Raw genomic sequence first — 16,569 nt, 5'->3', positions numbered from 1 at the left:
GCTATATTCTTGAGCATATCGTAGCGCAAACCGCCGCGCCTTTGGCGGCAAGCTACCGCAGGAGCTTTCAGACCATGCTTGACATCAAATGGATTCGCGACAACCCGAAGGCCCTTGTCGAGGCGCTGGTCAAGCGCTCGTGGTCGGTCGAGGAAGCGCAGTCCACCGTCGACGACCTGATCGCCAGGGACGAGGCGCGGCGCGAACATGTCACCGAGCTGCAGACCAAGCAGGAACGCCGCAATGCCGCCTCGAAAGAGATCGGCAACGCCATGCGCTCGGGCGATGCGGCCCTTGCCGAAAAACTGAAAGCCGAAGTGGGCGAGATAAAAACCTTCATCCAGAACGGCGAGGCGCGCGAACGCGAGCTCGACAAGGCGCTGAACGACGCGCTGGCGGTGTTGCCCAACGTGCCGCTCGACGATGTGCCGGTCGGCAAGGACGAGCACGACAATGTGGTCAAGCATATCGTCGGCAAGGTGCCTACCCGCCCGAACTGGGTGAAGGAGCATTTCGAGATCGGCGAAGCGCTCGGCATGATGGATTTCGAGCGCGCCGCGAAACTTTCCGGCTCGCGCTTCACCGTGCTGAAGAGCGGGCTGGCGCGGATGGAACGCGCCATCGGCCAGTTCATGCTCGACCTGCACACGACCGAGCATGGCTATGAGGAAGTCATCCCGCCGCTGATGGTGAACTCAGATGTCATGTTTGGTACTGGGCAGTTACCTAAATTCAAAGAAGACTTATATCAGATAGCAAACGATTTCCAAAACCTCAGATTGGAACTGAGTTCCACAAAGATATATAGAGATTTAGCTAGTAATATTTCTCTTCTTCAGGGGATTTCTGTTGCTGCTATTCCGTACATAGCCGATGCAGAAAGGGATAAATTTAGATCCGATATCACATCCAATCTCGAACGTACTCGAGATATTTTGGATATGATCCAACAGCGAGGCGGCTCATACGACGAGGTGCTTAGCCGGATATCTTCATCCGGGGTTTCTGAACAATTCCTGATCCCCACCGCCGAAGTGCCGCTCACCAACCTCGTGCGCGAGGAAATCACCGCCCATGAGAAACTGCCGCTGCGCTACACCGCGCTGACGCCGTGCTTCCGCTCGGAGGCCGGCTCGGCAGGGCGCGACACGCGCGGCATGCTGCGCCAGCACCAGTTCTACAAGGTCGAGCTGGTGTCGATCACCGATCAGGAGTCCTCGCTCGCGGAGCATGAGCGGATGACCGAGTGTGCCGAGGAAGTGCTGAAGCGGCTCGAATTGCCGTTCCGCACCATGGTGCTGTGCACCGGGGACATGGGTTTTGGCGCGCGAAAAACCTATGACATCGAGGTGTGGCTGCCCGGCCAGAACGCCTATCGCGAAATCTCGTCCTGCTCTGTCTGCGGCGATTTCCAGGCCAGGCGCATGGAAGCCCGCTACAAGGACAAGGACGGCAAGGGCAACCGCTTCGTCCATACGCTGAACGGCTCAGGCACGGCTGTCGGGCGCGCACTTATCGCCGTCATCGAAAACTACCAGAACGAGGATGGCAGCGTAACCATTCCTGAAGTGCTGCGGCCTTACATGGGCGGGCTGGAAAAGATCGAATCGAAATAATGCGTATTCTCCTGACCAATGACGACGGCATTCATGCCGAGGGCCTGGCGTCGCTCGAGCGCGTCGCGCGCACATTGTCCGACGATGTCTGGGTGGTGGCGCCGGAGCAGGACCAGTCCGGCTATGCGCACTCGCTGTCGATCTCGGAGCCGCTGCGGCTGAGGAAAATCGGCGAGAAGCACTTTGCCGTGCGCGGCACGCCGACCGACTGCGTCATCATGGGCGTGAAGAAGATCCTGCCCGGCGCGCCCGACCTGATCCTGTCGGGCATCAATTCCGGCGCCAACATCGCTGACGACGTCACCTATTCGGGAACCGTCGCCGGCGCGATGGAGGGCGCGTTGCTCGGCATACGCTCGATCGCGCTCAGCCAGGGCTACAGCACTATCGGCGAGGACCGCGTCGTTCCCTACGAGACCACCGAGGCGCTGGCGCCGGCGCTGCTCAAGAAACTCGTCGCGACGCCGCTGCCGGACGGCGTGCTGCTCAACGTCAATTTTCCGAACTGCCTGCCTGAAGAGGTCGCCGGCACGGTGGTCACCTCGCAGGGCAAGCTCGTACACAGCCTGTGGGTCGAGGAACGCCGCGACGGGCGCGGGCTGCCGTACTACTGGCTGCGCTTCGGCCGCGAACCCGTCGAGGGCAAGCAGGGCACCGACCTTTTTGCGCTGCGCAATCGCCTGGTGTCGGTGACGCCGTTGCAGCTCGACCTCACAGCGCATGAGATTCGTGACCAGCTGAGCAAGGCCCTTGCATGAACCTGCCGATCGATGACCGAGAAGGATTTGCCGCCTTCCTGCTGCGCCTGCGCGGCAGGGGGACCGTGCCGAAGGCGCTGATCGCGGCCTTCGAGGCGACACCGCGGCGCGGCTTCCTGGCCGCCCAATTCCATTCCATCGCCTGGTCGGACCGCATGCTGCCGATCGAATGCGGCGAAGCGATCGAGGGCGCGGACATGCAGGCGGCGGTGATCGCCGCACTCGCCATCGAAGTCGGGAATCGCGTGCTCGAGATCGGTACCGGCTCCGGTTATACGGCAGCGGTGATGTCGCGCCTGTCAGGCCGGGTTGTCACCATCGACCGCTACAAGACGCTGGTCGAACAGGCGCGGCAGCGCTTCGAGGCGCTCGGCATCGGCAACGTCATCGCGCGCCAGGTGGATGGTTCCTCCGGTTTGGCCGCAGAAGGCCCGTTCGACCGGATCGTCGCCTGGGCCGCCTTCGACAGCCTGCCGCGTTTCCTGCTCGACCAGTTGTCGAGCGGCGGCATCGTGATCGCGCCGATCGGACCGGAGGAGGGCGAGCAGGTGCTGGCCAAGCTCACCAAGGTCGGCAGCCGTTTCGAGCGCGAGGATATCGGCCTCGTGCGCCTGCAGCCGGTGTTGCGCAGCCTGGCGGCCGTTATCTAGGGATTGTCCATGTCAGCCGGCCTGCAACGGCGGCTGCGCATGCCTCTATATGGGCAGTCTGGGCGGCCTCAAATATTTTAAGAAATTTTGCGTCTGATTCTAAGGGGTTAACCGACCAGTAACATTAACGCGCTTTAATCCTGTCCAGTTGGTGCAGAGTTTGTGCGGGTTAGTGCGATGCAACTCAGTGTTTTGAAGGCAAACAGTCGCAATTTGGCGCGGGGCTGCGCTGTTCTCATGATCGCGGGTGCCGCGGCTGGGTGCAGCTCGCAAGTGTCGCGGTTCAACGGCGTCGACGACGTCTTCACCTCCTCGACAAACAATCAGCGCGCCATCATCAACAAGCAGGATGCCGTGCAGCAGCCCTATCCGGGGGATGTCGCGGCCGCGCCGGTCGATGGCAGCCACACGCAGTCGGTCAGCCGCTCCAGCCTCGAACCGGTGTCGACGCGGCCGCTGCCGCCACCGGTCGCCCAGGCGCAGCCCGCTCCCGCGCTGGCACCCGCCGCCAATCCGGTGCGTGTTGCATCGGCGCCCGCTCTGGTGCGCCCGGCACCGCATGTCGACCGGACGGCGACCGGCACGGTTGCTCCCGCGGCCAAGCCCTTCAAGGATGCCCAGCCCGACGCCAAGGCAGCCGGCACGGCGCATGCCACCGAAATCGTCGTCAGGGACGGTGAAACGATCTCCGGGCTGGCGCAGCACTACAAGGTGCCGGCCGACGTGATCATGAAGGTCAACGGGCTGAGCGCGACCAAGGGGCTGAAGACCGGCCAGAAGATCATCATTCCGGCCTACGCCTATTCCAGCAAGGCCGAGCCCAGGGTTGCCGACGCCAAGCCAGCCAACGGCAAGCGCGACTTGCCGGCCACCGCGCCGGAAAAGGTCGCCGTGCTGCCGCAGCAGCCGAAGCTCAAGGAGGGCAAGTCAGCCGCGCAGGTCGATGCTTCGGCCGCGGCGAACAAGCCCAAAGACAGCAAGCCCGCGCCGCAAACGGCCGCCGCCGCGCCCAAGGCCGGCGCCGGTACCTATACGGTGCAGTCGGGCGATACGCTTTCCTCGATCGCCAGGAAGACTGGCGTCGGGGTTGTCGCCATCAAGCAGGCGAACGGCATGCAGGAGGGCTTGCTGAAGATCGGCCAGACGCTGAAGGTGCCGGCCGGCGGAACGGCCACGGTGGCCGCCGCAAAGCCTGCGGCGGTAGACCCGGTGACGACAGCCACGACGCAGCCGACGGCCAAGACGACGCCGTCGCAAACGCTGGCTTCCTACACGCCGCCGAAGAAAGACGCCAAGGTCATCCAGCAGGCCGAGGATGACGACGCTGTGGCGCCGGACGCCACCGGCATAGGCAAGATGCGCTGGCCGGTGCGCGGCCGCGTCATTTCCGGCTTCGGTTCCGGCAAGGACGGCGTCGACATCGCCGTGCCGGCAGGCACGCCGGTCAAGGCGGCCGAGAATGGCGTCGTCATCTATGCCGGCGACGGCCTCAAGGAATTCGGCAATACGGTGCTGGTGCGGCACGAGAATGGCCTGGTCACCGTCTACGGTCACGCCAGCTCGATCGAGGTCCAGCGCGGCCAGAAGGTCAAGCGCGGCCAGGAGATCGCGCTGTCGGGCATGAGCGGGACGACGGACTCGCCGAAGCTGCATTTCGAAGTGCGCAAGAACTCGGCCCCGGTCGATCCCTCCGGCTATCTCGAATAGTCGGGGCTATTTCGAATAGAATAAAAAAAGCGATTTGCGGGCCGCCTGACCTCCAGTCCGGCCCGCCGGCTCAGCCCGCCCCGCAAGGAGCGGGCTTTTTCAGTTGGTTGCTGGATGCACGTCGTTGTTTTCATGCATGTCTAACCAGGATCAAATTTTGAGTGACATGCTGAACCAAAGAGCAGCCCTCAACCGCGCTAATGGCGCGGGGACACATCACGCCAAATAGCTTTTGGGAGTCTAGACGTTTGCCATTGGCGGGCGCCTGAGCAGCGCCCGGAACCGTCGTGCGCACCACGTCTCCGGTGCCGCAGTCGCTCCCTTGGCGGGAATCGGCGCAAGAGCCGTATTGCGACTCGCGTTATCGAAAATGGTTTATCTGCATTTTAACTAATGTAGAGGAAAGTCATTCTCGACGCTCTGCAAGGAGAGTGGAATGATTGAATCTGTCGAAGAGGATGAACTTCCGTCCGCCAGCCCAACGCATCGCTGGCAATCGCACGTACGAGCAACTGCTTTAATCGTTGCGCCGGTCATTTCGATCGCAAGTGCCGCTTTGGCCGGCTATTTCTCCTATGCGGTAATCAATACCAAACCGCCCACAGACATGTCCAAGCTGGCCATTTCCATCCTGAAATCAGGTGATGCTTCACCAGAAATGCAGGCCTGGGCGACTGACGCACTAGGGATACAAACCGATATTCCGATGGTCCTGGGAAGCATAAAGCCTGTGCGGGAATGAACACGATATAGACAACCCGGCGTCCACGGACGGGGTCGGCCACGAAGTTTGTGACCGGCTCCTGCCCACCCGTTGTACCCCGCCTAGTCTCTCAACGGCTTGCCGAGCCGGCCAGCCAGGTCCTGCGTGAACTGCCAGGCGACGCGGCCCGAGCGGCTGCCGCGTGTCGTCGCCCATTCCAGCGCCTCGGCGCGCAACTGCCCGGGGTCGATGTCGAGCCCATGATGGCTGGCGTAGCCGTTGACCATTTCGAGATATTCGTCCTGCGAACATTTGTGGAAGCCGAGCCATAAGCCGAAGCGATCGGAGAGCGAAACCTTCTCCTCGACCGCCTCGGACGGATTGATGGCGGTGGAGCGCTCATTGTCGATCATGTCGCGCGGCAGAAGATGGCGGCGGTTCGACGTGGCGTAGAAAATGACATTGGCCGGGCGGCCTTCGACGCCGCCTTCGAGTGCTGCCTTCAACGATTTGTAGGAGGTATCGTCATGGTCGAAGGAGAGGTCGTCGCAAAACAGGATGAAGCGGTAAGGCGCGGCCTTCAGCAGCGTCATCAGCTTCGGCAGCGTATCGATGTCCTCCCGATGGATCTCTATCAGCTTGAGCGGGCGGTCGAGTTTCGGCGAGGCGTTGATTGCGGCATGCACCGCCTTGACCAGCGACGATTTGCCCATGCCGCGCGCGCCCCACAAAAGCACGTTGTTGGCGGCATAGCCGGAGGCGAAGCGTTCTGTGTTGTCGACGAGGATGTCGCGCACACGGTCGACGCCGCGGATCAGGCCGATGTCGACGCGGTTCACCTTGCGCACCGGCTCCAGGTAACCCGGATCCGCCTGCCAGACGAAGCAATCGGCTCCGCCAAGGTCGGTTTCGGGCACAGGCGGCGGGGCGAGGCGGCTGACCGCCTCGATCAGGCGGTCGAGTTTCTGGTTCAATGCGTCGATGCTGGTATCGGTCATCTCAGGTCTTTTGCTCTGGTTCCGCGAGGGAAGGTGTGGCCGGGTTCGATCCCGACGGTTTCGAAACTCGCTGCAACCGTTTGTTACAGCGCGATCTTTTGCGAAAACCCGCTCGCGTTTTTCGCGGTCATGCTCTAACACGGGCGAACAGGCCGGAAAAGCAGCCGATTTGCCCGGCCACGCAGTTGCATTGGCAACTTTACCGACTATATTCCGGCCAAATTTCGCGGGGCTGCCAAATCCACTGAACCGTTTGGCGGCTGTTTTCAAAATTCAGGAGTACCTCGATGTTCGTGACACCGGCATATGCCCAAGGCATTGGGGCTTCTCCCGACATGTTCATCAGCATTTTGCCGTTCGTCCTGATCTTCGTGATCATGTATTTTCTCATCATCCGGCCGCAGCGCGCGCAGCTGAAGAAGCGCGGCGAGATGCTGGCGGCCGTGCGCCGCGGCGACACGGTCGTCACCGGCGGCGGCTTCGTCGGCAAGGTGACCAAGGTGATCGACGACCATGAGCTCGAGATCGACCTCGGTGGCGGCACGAAGGTGACGGCGTTGCGCTCGACGATCGCCGACGTGCGCGTCAAGGGCGAGCCGGTAGCGAACCAGAACGCCAAGAAATAACCAAATTCCAGGCGGAGCGATCCGCGGACGGGGCCCTGACAAGCGACGGCATATGTCTCATTTTTGGCGCCTGAAGATGATGCTGACGTGGCTTGCCTTAGCCACGATGACCGTCTTCGACGCGTCCAACCTTTTCGCCGCCAGTCCGCATGCCATGCGGCCCGAGCGGCCTGCCGACAGTCCGGCAGTCGTTCGAGCAGGCCAAGACGGTTCGCATCTCCTGCTCCATCTGGTGGTGGCGGATGTGATCGACGGCCGGCTGAAGATTGCGCGTGGCGATGTCCGGGCGCTTCTGATGGAGGCCAGGATCGGCTACACGGGGCTTGCTGTGTCGGGCAGGACCTTGCAGGTGCGCATCACGAATCCGGCTCAGCTTGAGGCGGCAAAGACAGCGCTCAAGACGGTAACGGATGTTGCCCCGGACAGCCGCGTTCAGGAAATGACGCTGGATTCCGGCAAAGCCGGCTTGCTCAAATTCACGCTGACGGATGCGGGTTTGAAGTATCAGACCTCTAACGCGATTTCTCAGTCGATTAAGGTCATCAAAAATCGTCTCCAAGATCTGCGTGTCGCCGGCACGGTGGCCCAACCAGCGGACCAAGACGGCATACTTGTTCAGACGTCAGACATCGCCGATCGGCAAACGCTGGAAAAAATTCTCACCCGGCCTGGTCGCCTGAGCTTCCATTTGGTTGACCTTTCGATGCCGGTGAACGATGCGATCAGCGGTTCCCCGCCTGTTGGCTCGCTGGTGGTGTATACGCAGGACGATCCGCCGGTTCCTTACCTGGTCGAGAATCGGGTCATCCTCTCGGATAAGGACGTGCTCGACGCCCGCCCAACTTACAGTGGGCAGCAAAATGACGAACCGGTTGTCGTGTTCCGGTTTGGCGCCAAAGGCGCGGCACGGTTCAAACAGGTTACAACGCAAAATGTGGGCAAGCCATTGGCTGTGATCCTGGATGACCACGTGATTTCAGCACCTGTCATTCGCGAGCCCATCGATGGTGGTTACGGTCAAGTCTCGGGCAATTTCACTGTCCGGGAAGCCAACACCATCGCCATGCTGTTGCGAACCGGCCCATTGCCGGCAAGATTGACAATCGCTGAAGAAGCACGATAGGGCCGGCCGTGCTCAGAATGAGAAACGGGCCCGCGAACCGAACCGATGGCGGAATGCTGCCGCTTGTACGCCTGAACGGATAAGAACTGATGCTTTATTTCTCGCGCTTCAAGATGATCCTGATCTGGCTGGCCGTGGCCGCCACAGTGGTCCTCGCCGCGCCCAATCTCATTCCCGCAAGCACGCTGGCGCAGCTTCCGAGCTGGGTGCCCAAGCGGCAGATGACGCTCGGCCTCGACCTGCAGGGCGGCTCGCACATCCTGCTCCAGATGGATCAGAACGATCTGGTGAAGGCGCAGCTGGAGACGACGCGTGACGAGATCCGGACACTGCTGCGCGAGGCCAAGATAGGCTATACCGGCCTGGCGGGCACGGGCAGGACCGTACAGGTCCGCATACAGGACCCGAACCAGCTCGATGCGGCCAAGACGGCACTGAAGCCGCTGACCGATCCGGTCGCCGCCAGCCTGTTCACCGGCGGCTCCGTCCAGGAGATGGCGCTGGATGATTCCGAGCCCGGCCTGCTCAAATTCACCGTCACCGACGCCGGCATAAAATATCGCACGTCGGCTGCGTTGGCACAGTCGATCGAAGTCGTCGAACGCCGCGTCAACGAACTCGGCACCACCGAACCGATCGTGCAGCGGCAGGGCGATGACCGCATCCTGGTGCAGGTGCCCGGTTTGCAGGACCCGCAAAGGCTGAAGGAAATCATCGGCCAGACCGCCAAGCTGACCTTCCAGATGGTGGACCAGTCTATGCCGGTGCAGGATGCGCTGAAGGGCCGTCCGCCGGCCGGTTCATCGATCCTCTATTCGCAGGACGATCCGCCGGTTCCCTACCTGATCGAAAACCGCGTCATCGTTTCCGGCGAAGACCTCTCCAAAGCGACCGCAACCTACAACTCGCAGACCAACGAGCCGGTGGTTTCCTTCACCTTCAACTCGCGCGGCGCGACACGGTTCGGGCAGGCGACATCGCAGAATGTCGGCAAGCTGTTCGCCATCATCCTCGACAACCAGGTGATTTCGGCGCCGCAGATCCGCGAGCCGATCCTGGGCGGCAGCGGCCAGATCTCAGGCAATTTCACGGCCGAGAGCGCCAATGACCTCGCGGTCCTGCTGCGCGCAGGCGCGCTGCCGGCAAAGCTGACCGTGATCGAGGAGCGCACGGTGGGTCCGGGCCTCGGCCAGGATTCGATCCATGCCGGCAAGGTCGCCGGCATCATCGGCTCTATCCTTGTCGTCGCCTTCATGTTCGTCGCCTACGGCTTCCTCGGCTTCCTCGCCAACATCGCGCTGGCGGTGCACGTGGCGATGATCGTCGGACTGCTGTCGCTGCTTGGCGCGACACTGACCTTGCCAGGTATTGCCGGTATCGTGCTGACCATCGGCATGGCCGTCGATTCCAACGTGCTGATTTATGAGCGCATCCGCGAGGAGCGGCGCGCCGGACGCTCGGTGATCCAGGCGATCGACACCGGCTTCTCGAAGGCGCTGGCGACGATCGTCGATTCCAACGTCACCTCGCTGATCGCGACCGTGGTGCTGTTCTATCTCGGAACGGGGCCGGTGAAGGGCTTTGCCATCACCTACGCCATCGGCATCCTGACCACGGTGTTCACCGCCTTCACCTTTACCCGGCTGCTGGTGTCCATCTGGCTGCGCCGCGCGCGCCCGAAGGAATTGCCGCGGGCGCCGGTAACCTTCATTCCGCCCGGCACGAAGATCCCGTTCATGGGCATCCGCCGCTGGACCTTCGCGCTGTCGAGCCTGCTGTCGGTCCTGTCGGTGGTGCTGTTCATGACCGTCGACATCAATTACGGCATCGATTTCAAGGGCGGATCGCTGATCGAGGTGAAGTCCAAGAGCGGCAATGCCGATCTTGCCGACATCAGAGCCAGGCTCTCGGAACTGAATATCGGCGAAGTGCAGGTGCAGCAGTTCGGCGAGCCGAATGACGTGCTGATCCGTGTCGGCACGCAGGACGGCGGCGAGAATGCCGAGCAGACCGTCATCGACAAGGTTCGTGGCGAGTTGCAGGACAATTACGATTTCCGCCGCGTCGAGGTGGTGGGACCGACCGTGTCAGGAGAACTGGCCAAGCAAGGCACGATCGCCATGCTGGTCGCGCTGGTGGGTATCCTGATCTATGTCTGGTTCCGCTTCGAATGGCAGTTCGCGGTCGGCGCCATCGTGGCGACGGTCCATGACGTGGTCATGACCATAGGCTTCTTCGTTATAACCGGGCTGGAGTTCAACCAATCGTCGCTGGCGGCGATCCTGACCATCATCGGCTACTCGCTGAACGACACGATCGTGGTCTATGACCGCGTTCGCGAGGATCTCAGGAAATACAAGAAGATGCCGCTGCCGCAGCTCCTCAACAACGCCATCAACGAGACGCTGTCGCGAACGACGCTGACCTCGGTGACGACGATCCTGGCGCTCCTGGCACTGGTGCTGTTCGGCGGCGAGGTGATCCGCTCGTTCACGATGGCAATGCTGTTCGGCGTCATCTTCGGCACCTATTCGTCGATCTTCATCGCCGCGCCGCTGCTGATCCTGTTCAAGCTGCGGCCGCAGGCCACGAGCTCGGACGAGGAAAAGCCGGTCGGCGGCGGCAAGGCGGTCGCGACCTGACGCGCGACCCGAAGGGCGGATCGGCAGGGATGGCCAAAGGCATCGTCATCCGCGAGGCGCATTTCCCCGGCCGCGCCCCCATCGAGGCGTATGGCAATGGCGGCTTCCGCTTCGCCGACATGTCGCATCGCGGTTCGCTTCTGTGCCTGCCGTCGGGTATCCATGGCTGGGAGCCGGCGGACCCATCTGCGCTGACGGTGGCGGATTTCGAACGGCTGCTGGCCCAGGCCGAGAAGATCGAAATCCTGCTGGTCGGCACGGGCAAGGATTTACGACCCTTGCCGGCGGGGCTTCGCGCCGCCTTGAAGACCGCGGGCATAGCCGCCGACCCGATGGCGACCGGTGCAGCGGTGCGGACATATAATGTCCTGCTCGCAGAGGATCGCGCGGTAGCCGCCGCGCTGATCGCCGTCGACTGACGTGGACCAAAAGGGCGAAATCGTCATTGGCGCCGTGCGCGCCGCCGACCATGACCGCTATCTCAGCGCGCTCTACGCGCCGACGGACAAGCGCGAAGCGCTGTTTTCACTCTACGCCTTCAATGCCGAAATCGCGGGCATTCGGGATCGCATCCGCGAGGCCTTGCCGGGCGAGGTGCGGTTGCAATGGTGGCGCGATGTCATCGCAGCCGAAGGGTCCGAGACGGGCCATCCGATCGCGGATGTGCTGAAGGCCACGATTTCCAGGTACGGCCTGCCGAAACAGGCATTCGAGAATATGCTCGAGGCCCGCATCTTCGACCTCTATGACGACCCGATGCCGTCGCGAACCGATCTCGAAGGCTATTGCGGCGAAACGGCAGCCGCGCTTATTCAACTGGCGGCAATGGTGCTGGATCCAGGAGTGGCGCCACGTTTCGCCGAACTGGCCGGTAGGGCCGGTTGCGCGCAGGCGATTACGGGACTGTTGCTCCTGCTGCCGCTGCACCGCAGTCGCGGACAGTGTTTTGTTCCGGCCGATATCCTGGCCGCGGCGGGTTCGTCTCCGGAGGAATTCGTCACCGACGATGGTGGACCAGGTGCGCAGCGCGCCGTCGCCGCCATGATCGCGCTGGCGCGGGAGCATCTCTCGGCCTTCGAGAAAGGCGCATCGGATTTGCCGGCTTCGCTGCGCCCGGCCTTTCTGCCACTGGTCCTGTCACGAGCCTACCTGACGAAAATGGAACGCGGTCCGCCGCTCAACGGCACGGTGCGACTCTCGACCATGCGCCGCCACTGGCTCATGCTGCGTCGCGCCATGGTGGGCTGGCCAGCAGTTTGACGTAAACGTCAATTGTGTTAAGGGATCGCTCAACCGGAACTGTCGCCAAGACAACAGGCCGGCTGGAGGAGATGCCTGTCCATGAGCCTGCCCGTGCTGGTCGTGATCGTCGTATTCGGCATCGCGTTGTCGGTCGCCGCCGTTCATTTCACCGGCGGCAGCCGCAAGGCCAGGCTGGCCGATGCAGAGCAGGCGCGAGAGCGTTTTGCCGAGGATTTTCCGGATGAACCGGCGGCCGCCATCCACCTCACATCCGATGGCCGAACCGCGTTCCTGGAACTCGGGCGAGGGCGCCTTGGCATCGTCCATGCCATCGGAGATCATTTCCTGACGCGTATCGTCACGCCGCGCGATGTATTGGCACGCAGCGAAGATGATGTCGGCACGATTGTGCTGCGCCTTGCCGATTTCACCTGGAAAGGCGGTCACTTCACCTTCGCTAACGCTGCCGACGCGCACGCTGTGCTAAGAGTTCTTCAGCCGCAGCATCCTAGTTCGACCAAGGAGGCCGCGTGATGGGCGATTACAATTTCCCGCAGGTTACCCAGCTCGCCATCCCGTTCTTCGTTGCCGCCATCCTGATCGAGCTGTGGCTGGTGCGCACCGGCCGGGCCAAGGGCTCGTTCGAGACGCACGACACGCTGACCAGCCTGATGATGGGCACCGGCAATGTCGTCGCCGGGCTGCTGCTGGGCGTCGTCTCCTACTGGGCGCTGCTGTGGCTCTGGCAGTTCCGTTTCTTCAACCTCGGCCTGTCGATCTGGGTATTCCTGGCGGCCTTCCTGCTCGATGATTTGCGCTACTACATCTACCACCGCATCGCGCATCGGGTGCGCTGGGTGTGGGCCGAGCACGTCAACCACCATTCCAGCCAGCACTACAATCTGTCGACGGCACTCAGGCAGAGCTGGACGGGCCTGTTCACCTTCATGTTCGTGCTGCAGGCGCCGCTGGTGCTGCTCGGCTTCCATCCGGCGGTGATTGCCTTCACCTTCGGCTTCAACCTTATCTGGCAGTTCTGGATCCACACCGAGACGATCGGCAAGATGTGGGGCTGGTTCGAATTCGTCTTCAACACGCCCTCGCACCACCGCGTCCACCACGCCACCAATCCGCGCTACCTTGACGCCAACTACGCCGGCACGTTGATCATCTGGGACCGCATGTTCGGCACCTTCGTCGAGGAGTTGGAAGAGGACCGCCCGCGCTACGGCATCGTGAAAAATCTTGGCACCTTCAATCCGCTGAAAGTGGCTTTCCACGAATGGATCGGCATGTTCAGGGATGCCTTCGCACCTGATCTGACCCTGAGCGACCGCCTGAACTACCTGATCAAGCCGCCCGGCTGGAGCCATGACGGCTCGCGCGAAACTTCCGAGAGCCTGAAAGCAGCCTATGTCAGGCGAAATCCGGGTGAGGCCGGGAAGCCCGGGCTGCGACCGGCGCGTGCCGAGCCGGCCGAGTAGCTATTTCGTAGCCCTTTCTAGGAAAGGCCGCTCGATCCGCCATCTCGCATCAATGTCTCGTAGTCGCGGCCACTGTAGAAGATGTTGACGATGCGAATGATGTCGCTCTCGATTAGATAGGCTATGACGGCGGAGTGCTCGAACGGAACGGTTCGCAGTCCCGGCACGATGTCGTCGCGCAGGCGACCGCTACGAGGTGCGTTGCCGATGTTTGGCAACGGTCTTCAATTCGGAGCACGAATCTCAGCGCCGCGTTGGGGCTTCCGCCCGACTCAACTACGTATCTGAAATGTTGGTAAGATCGTCTTTGGCACTTTCGCGATACTCGACCTCAAGCCGCCGAATCATCAATGCGGCTCGAATGTTGTTCAGCGAATTTCTTAAGCTGCTCGCGAACCTCTTTTCCGGAAAGGTTCGGCCTTGTGTCCTCAATCGAAGATTTTACCCGCGCCTGATCGACGCCATGCGCTCGGCATGCTCTTCCTCTTCGCGCTGGAAAGCGCGGAGCGCGGCGCGAATGACTTCGCTTGCCGAGCCGAAGGAACCGTCCTCGACTTTTTCGCGGATCATGCGCGCCATGGCGGGCGTGACGGTGACGGACAGTTTCTCGGCTGTTTCCATGCAATGACTCCCACTAGGCGAGTGGGATAGTATCCTACTTCCGCGGCAAGGCTATTCCGCCGCTTGAGCTTGCGCCGGCAGTCCCAGCCATCGCCGGCAATCACCCAGCGCACGCGACGTGATCGCATGCCGCTTGGCGACCGTCTTGTCCTTGCCGCGCAGGCGTTTGCCTTCGATCTTCACCGCCTCGACAGGCGGGAACAGGCCGAAATTGACGTTCATCGGCTGGAAAGAGCGCTTTCCCGGCTCGTCGTCTGAAACAATGTGACCGCCGGTGATGTGGTTGAGCAGCGCTCCGAACGCCGTGGTGAGTGGCGGCAGCGACGGCGCGTGACCGAGCCGCTCGGCGGCGGCGAAGCGGCCGGCGAGCAGGCCGATGGCGGCGCTTTCGACATAGCCTTCGCAACCGGTGATCTGGCCGGCGAAACGCAGGCCCGGGCGCGACTTCAGCTGCAGCGAGGCGTCGAGCAAGGTCGGCGAGTTGATGTAGGTGTTGCGATGGAGGCCGCCGAGGCGGGCGAATTCGGCGTTCTCCAGACCAGGAATCGTGCGGAAAATGCGCACCTGCTCGGCATGCTTCAATTTGGTCTGAAAGCCGACCATGTTGTAGAGCGTGCCCAGCGCATTGTCCTGCCGCAGTTGCACGACGGCGTAGGCCTTGACAGTCGGATTGTGCGCATTGGTGAGGCCCATCGGCTTCATCGGCCCGTAGCGCAGCGTCTCGACGCCACGCTCGGCCATGATCTCGATCGGCAGGCAGCCGTCGAAATAGGGCGTGCCTTCCCATTGCTTGAATTCTGTTTTCTGGCCCTCCACCAGTGCCTGCACGAAGGCAAGATACTGGTCCTTGTCCAAGGGACAGTTGATGTAGTCCTTGCCGGTGCCGCCGGGCCCGACCTTGTCGTAGCGCGACTGGAACCAGCAGGTGTCCATGTCGATCGTGTCGAAATGGATGATCGGCGCGATCGCATCGAAGAAGGCGAGCGCATCGGCGCCCGTCGCTTCGGCAATCGACTGTGCGAGCGAGGGTGCGGTCAGCGGGCCGGTGGCGATGATGGCCTGGTCCCATTCGACCGGCGGCAAGCCGGGTACTTCCTCGCGCTGGATGGAGATCAGCGGATGTGCCTCGATCCTGGCCGTCACCGCGTCGGAAAATCCGTCGCGGTCCACGGCCAGCGCCCCGCCGGCCGGCACCTGGTTGGCGTCGCCGGCGCTCATGATCAGCGAGCCGGCCAGCCGCATTTCGGCATGCAAAAGACCGACGGCGTTGTTCTCGGCGTCGTCGGAGCGGAAAGAATTGGAGCAAACGAGTTCGGCCAAGCCGTCGGTCTTGTGCGCCTCTGTGCCGCGAACGGGCCGCATTTCGTGCAGCACAACGGGTACGCCGGCTTGGGCTGCCTGCCATGCTGCTTCGGATCCGGCGAGGCCACCGCCGATGATGTGAATAGGTTTTTTGCTCATGAGCGCCGGAATAATCGCTTGGCGGGACGATTGCAATTGCCGCACCTGGAACATGCCGCGGCGGCGAAGGCGAAGGCTGCCCTGAAAACAACAACACCCGCCGGGGGAGGAGGTCCGGCGGGTGTCGTTTTGGGGGTCGACCCTCGGGAGGAGGTGAAGGCCGACCGTATTCGTCATCGCCGGGGAGGAGGTCGGCTTTGACGAAATTCCTTTCGCCGTTTGAAAAGGGGCGAAGCCTCTGGAGCAAAATTCGTTTTGCTCCGGGGAAACAACGCCCGCCGCGGGAGGAGGTGCGGCGGGCGCCGTTTGGGTGGCCAACCTTCGGGAGGAGGTGAAGGTCGGGCCTATCCGTCATCGCCGGGGAGGAGGTCGGCTTTGACGAAATTCTTTTCGCCATTTTGAAGAGGGGCGAAGCCTCTGAAGCAAAACTCGTTTTGCTCCGGGAAACAACGCCCGCCGCGGGAGGAGGTGCGGCGGGCGCCGTTTTGGTGGTCAACCCTTGGGAGGAGGTAAGGGGTGACCGTATTCGTCAGGATCGGGGAGGAGGTCGACCCTGGCGAAATTCCGTTGTTAGATCGCCTGGCGGGCGATGATCTTGATTTCGTCGCGGACGATGCCGAGATCATGCAGCTGGCGGTTGGAAAGGCGACCCAGCTCGGTAACCGTCTCGCGATAAACGCGCCAGTTACGATAGTTGCGGATCAGGTTCATTGTCATGCTCTTCTCGAAACTGGTTCGGACCATTCGCGGTCCGAAGCGTTAGACCGCCTTGCGAGCGACGTAAGGAATGTCGCTGCGGCTGATGCCGAGGTCGGTCAGTTCACGGTTGCTCAGGCGGCTCAGCTCGGAAACGGTGTCCCGGTAGCGGCGCCAGTTGCGGTAGTTGCGGATCAGGTTCATGGTATTTCTCGTTTCGTCTTTTCTTGCGGATCATTCCG

General features: G+C 62.1%; 18 protein-coding genes. 12 read left to right on the top strand and 6 right to left on the bottom strand.

Annotated elements, in window-relative coordinates:
• Positions 1–74 precede the first annotated feature (74 nt).
• From serS to FJ428_RS27755, 5 genes are all read left to right on the top strand, one after another.
• Entirely contained in the window at positions 75–1,616 is a 1,542-nt protein-coding gene (gene serS, locus FJ428_RS27775) for a serine--tRNA ligase (protein ID WP_140880584.1), read from the top strand.
• Positions 1,616–2,374: a 5'/3'-nucleotidase SurE gene (gene surE / locus FJ428_RS27770; protein WP_140495768.1), complete on the top strand. Its 759-nt coding sequence runs from the start codon at positions 1,616–1,618 to the stop codon at positions 2,372–2,374. The genes serS and surE overlap by 1 nt, the downstream gene beginning before the upstream one ends.
• Positions 2,371–3,024, top strand: a complete 654-nt coding sequence (locus FJ428_RS27765; protein WP_140495769.1) for a protein-L-isoaspartate(D-aspartate) O-methyltransferase — start codon at positions 2,371–2,373, stop codon at positions 3,022–3,024. Before surE ends, FJ428_RS27765 begins: the two co-directional genes overlap by 4 nt.
• Positions 3,025–3,201: 177 nt before the next feature.
• The gene (locus tag FJ428_RS27760) at positions 3,202–4,731 is read left to right on the top strand and encodes a LysM peptidoglycan-binding domain-containing M23 family metallopeptidase (RefSeq protein WP_140880583.1); all 1,530 of its coding nucleotides are present in this window, start codon (positions 3,202–3,204) and stop codon (positions 4,729–4,731) included.
• 436 nt (positions 4,732–5,167) lie between these two features.
• Positions 5,168–5,473, top strand: coding sequence for a hypothetical protein (locus FJ428_RS27755; protein ID WP_140880582.1), 306 nt, complete (start codon positions 5,168–5,170; stop codon positions 5,471–5,473).
• Between the two features lie 83 nt (positions 5,474–5,556).
• On the opposite strand, the gene FJ428_RS27750 is transcribed toward FJ428_RS27755, so the two are convergent.
• Complete coding sequence (locus FJ428_RS27750) at positions 5,557–6,432, bottom strand: ATP-binding protein (RefSeq protein WP_140880581.1); 876 nt, start codon at positions 6,430–6,432, stop codon at positions 5,557–5,559.
• A 287-nt stretch (positions 6,433–6,719) separates the two neighbouring features.
• On the opposite strand from FJ428_RS27750, the gene yajC reads away from it, so the two are divergent.
• The 7 genes from yajC to FJ428_RS27715 all read left to right on the top strand — a co-directional run bounded on the left by yajC (position 6,720) and on the right by FJ428_RS27715 (position 13,549).
• The gene (gene yajC, locus FJ428_RS27745) at positions 6,720–7,058 is read left to right on the top strand and encodes a preprotein translocase subunit YajC (RefSeq protein ID WP_140880580.1); all 339 of its coding nucleotides are present in this window, start codon (positions 6,720–6,722) and stop codon (positions 7,056–7,058) included.
• 52 nt (positions 7,059–7,110) lie between these two features.
• On the top strand, positions 7,111–8,181 hold the full coding sequence (locus FJ428_RS27740) for a hypothetical protein (RefSeq protein WP_140670382.1): 1,071 nt from the start codon (positions 7,111–7,113) through the stop codon (positions 8,179–8,181).
• Between the two features lie 89 nt (positions 8,182–8,270).
• A complete protein-coding gene (secDF, locus tag FJ428_RS27735; RefSeq protein WP_140495775.1) occupies positions 8,271–10,823 on the top strand; it encodes a protein translocase subunit SecDF in 2,553 nt (850 codons plus the stop codon).
• 29 nt (positions 10,824–10,852) lie between these two features.
• The gene (locus tag FJ428_RS27730) at positions 10,853–11,242 is read left to right on the top strand and encodes an Mth938-like domain-containing protein (RefSeq protein ID WP_140495776.1); all 390 of its coding nucleotides are present in this window, start codon (positions 10,853–10,855) and stop codon (positions 11,240–11,242) included.
• Position 11,243: 1 nt separating this feature from the next.
• On the top strand, positions 11,244–12,083 hold the full coding sequence (locus FJ428_RS27725; protein ID WP_181167415.1) for a phytoene/squalene synthase family protein: 840 nt from the start codon (positions 11,244–11,246) through the stop codon (positions 12,081–12,083).
• A gap of 81 nt (positions 12,084–12,164) precedes the next feature.
• The gene (locus FJ428_RS27720) at positions 12,165–12,599 is read left to right on the top strand and encodes a type II secretion system protein (RefSeq protein ID WP_140880579.1); all 435 of its coding nucleotides are present in this window, start codon (positions 12,165–12,167) and stop codon (positions 12,597–12,599) included.
• Positions 12,599–13,549, top strand: a complete 951-nt coding sequence (locus FJ428_RS27715) for a sterol desaturase family protein (protein WP_181167414.1) — start codon at positions 12,599–12,601, stop codon at positions 13,547–13,549. The genes FJ428_RS27720 and FJ428_RS27715 overlap by 1 nt, the downstream gene beginning before the upstream one ends.
• Before the next feature lie 17 nt (positions 13,550–13,566).
• Here FJ428_RS27715 and FJ428_RS27710 read toward each other — a convergent pair whose 3' ends face one another.
• From FJ428_RS27710 to FJ428_RS27690, 5 genes are all read right to left on the bottom strand, one after another.
• Positions 13,567–13,767 (bottom strand): type II toxin-antitoxin system RelE/ParE family toxin, encoded by a 201-nt coding sequence (locus FJ428_RS27710; RefSeq protein ID WP_140825245.1) that lies wholly within the window; start codon positions 13,765–13,767, stop codon positions 13,567–13,569.
• A gap of 223 nt (positions 13,768–13,990) precedes the next feature.
• Positions 13,991–14,170 carry a type II toxin-antitoxin system ParD family antitoxin gene (locus FJ428_RS30985; protein WP_318012468.1) on the bottom strand — a complete coding sequence of 60 codons (180 nt, stop codon included), beginning with the start codon at positions 14,168–14,170 and terminating at the stop codon, positions 13,991–13,993.
• Positions 14,171–14,221: 51 nt separating this feature from the next.
• A complete protein-coding gene (gene trmFO, locus FJ428_RS27700; RefSeq protein ID WP_140495780.1) occupies positions 14,222–15,631 on the bottom strand; it encodes a methylenetetrahydrofolate--tRNA-(uracil(54)-C(5))-methyltransferase (FADH(2)-oxidizing) TrmFO in 1,410 nt (469 codons plus the stop codon).
• Between the two features lie 570 nt (positions 15,632–16,201).
• Complete coding sequence (locus FJ428_RS27695) at positions 16,202–16,342, bottom strand: DUF1127 domain-containing protein (RefSeq protein ID WP_013531314.1); 141 nt, start codon at positions 16,340–16,342, stop codon at positions 16,202–16,204.
• A gap of 48 nt (positions 16,343–16,390) precedes the next feature.
• Complete coding sequence (locus FJ428_RS27690) at positions 16,391–16,531, bottom strand: DUF1127 domain-containing protein (protein WP_013531315.1); 141 nt, start codon at positions 16,529–16,531, stop codon at positions 16,391–16,393.
• Between the last annotated feature and the right edge of the window lie 38 nt (positions 16,532–16,569).

The sequence above is a fragment of the Mesorhizobium sp. B2-8-1 genome (assembly GCF_006440955.1).
Classification (GTDB): Bacteria; Pseudomonadota; Alphaproteobacteria; order Rhizobiales; family Rhizobiaceae; genus Mesorhizobium.
The sequence above is the reverse complement of the archived record's forward strand: the minus strand, read 5'-3'. Positions and strand labels throughout refer to the sequence as shown.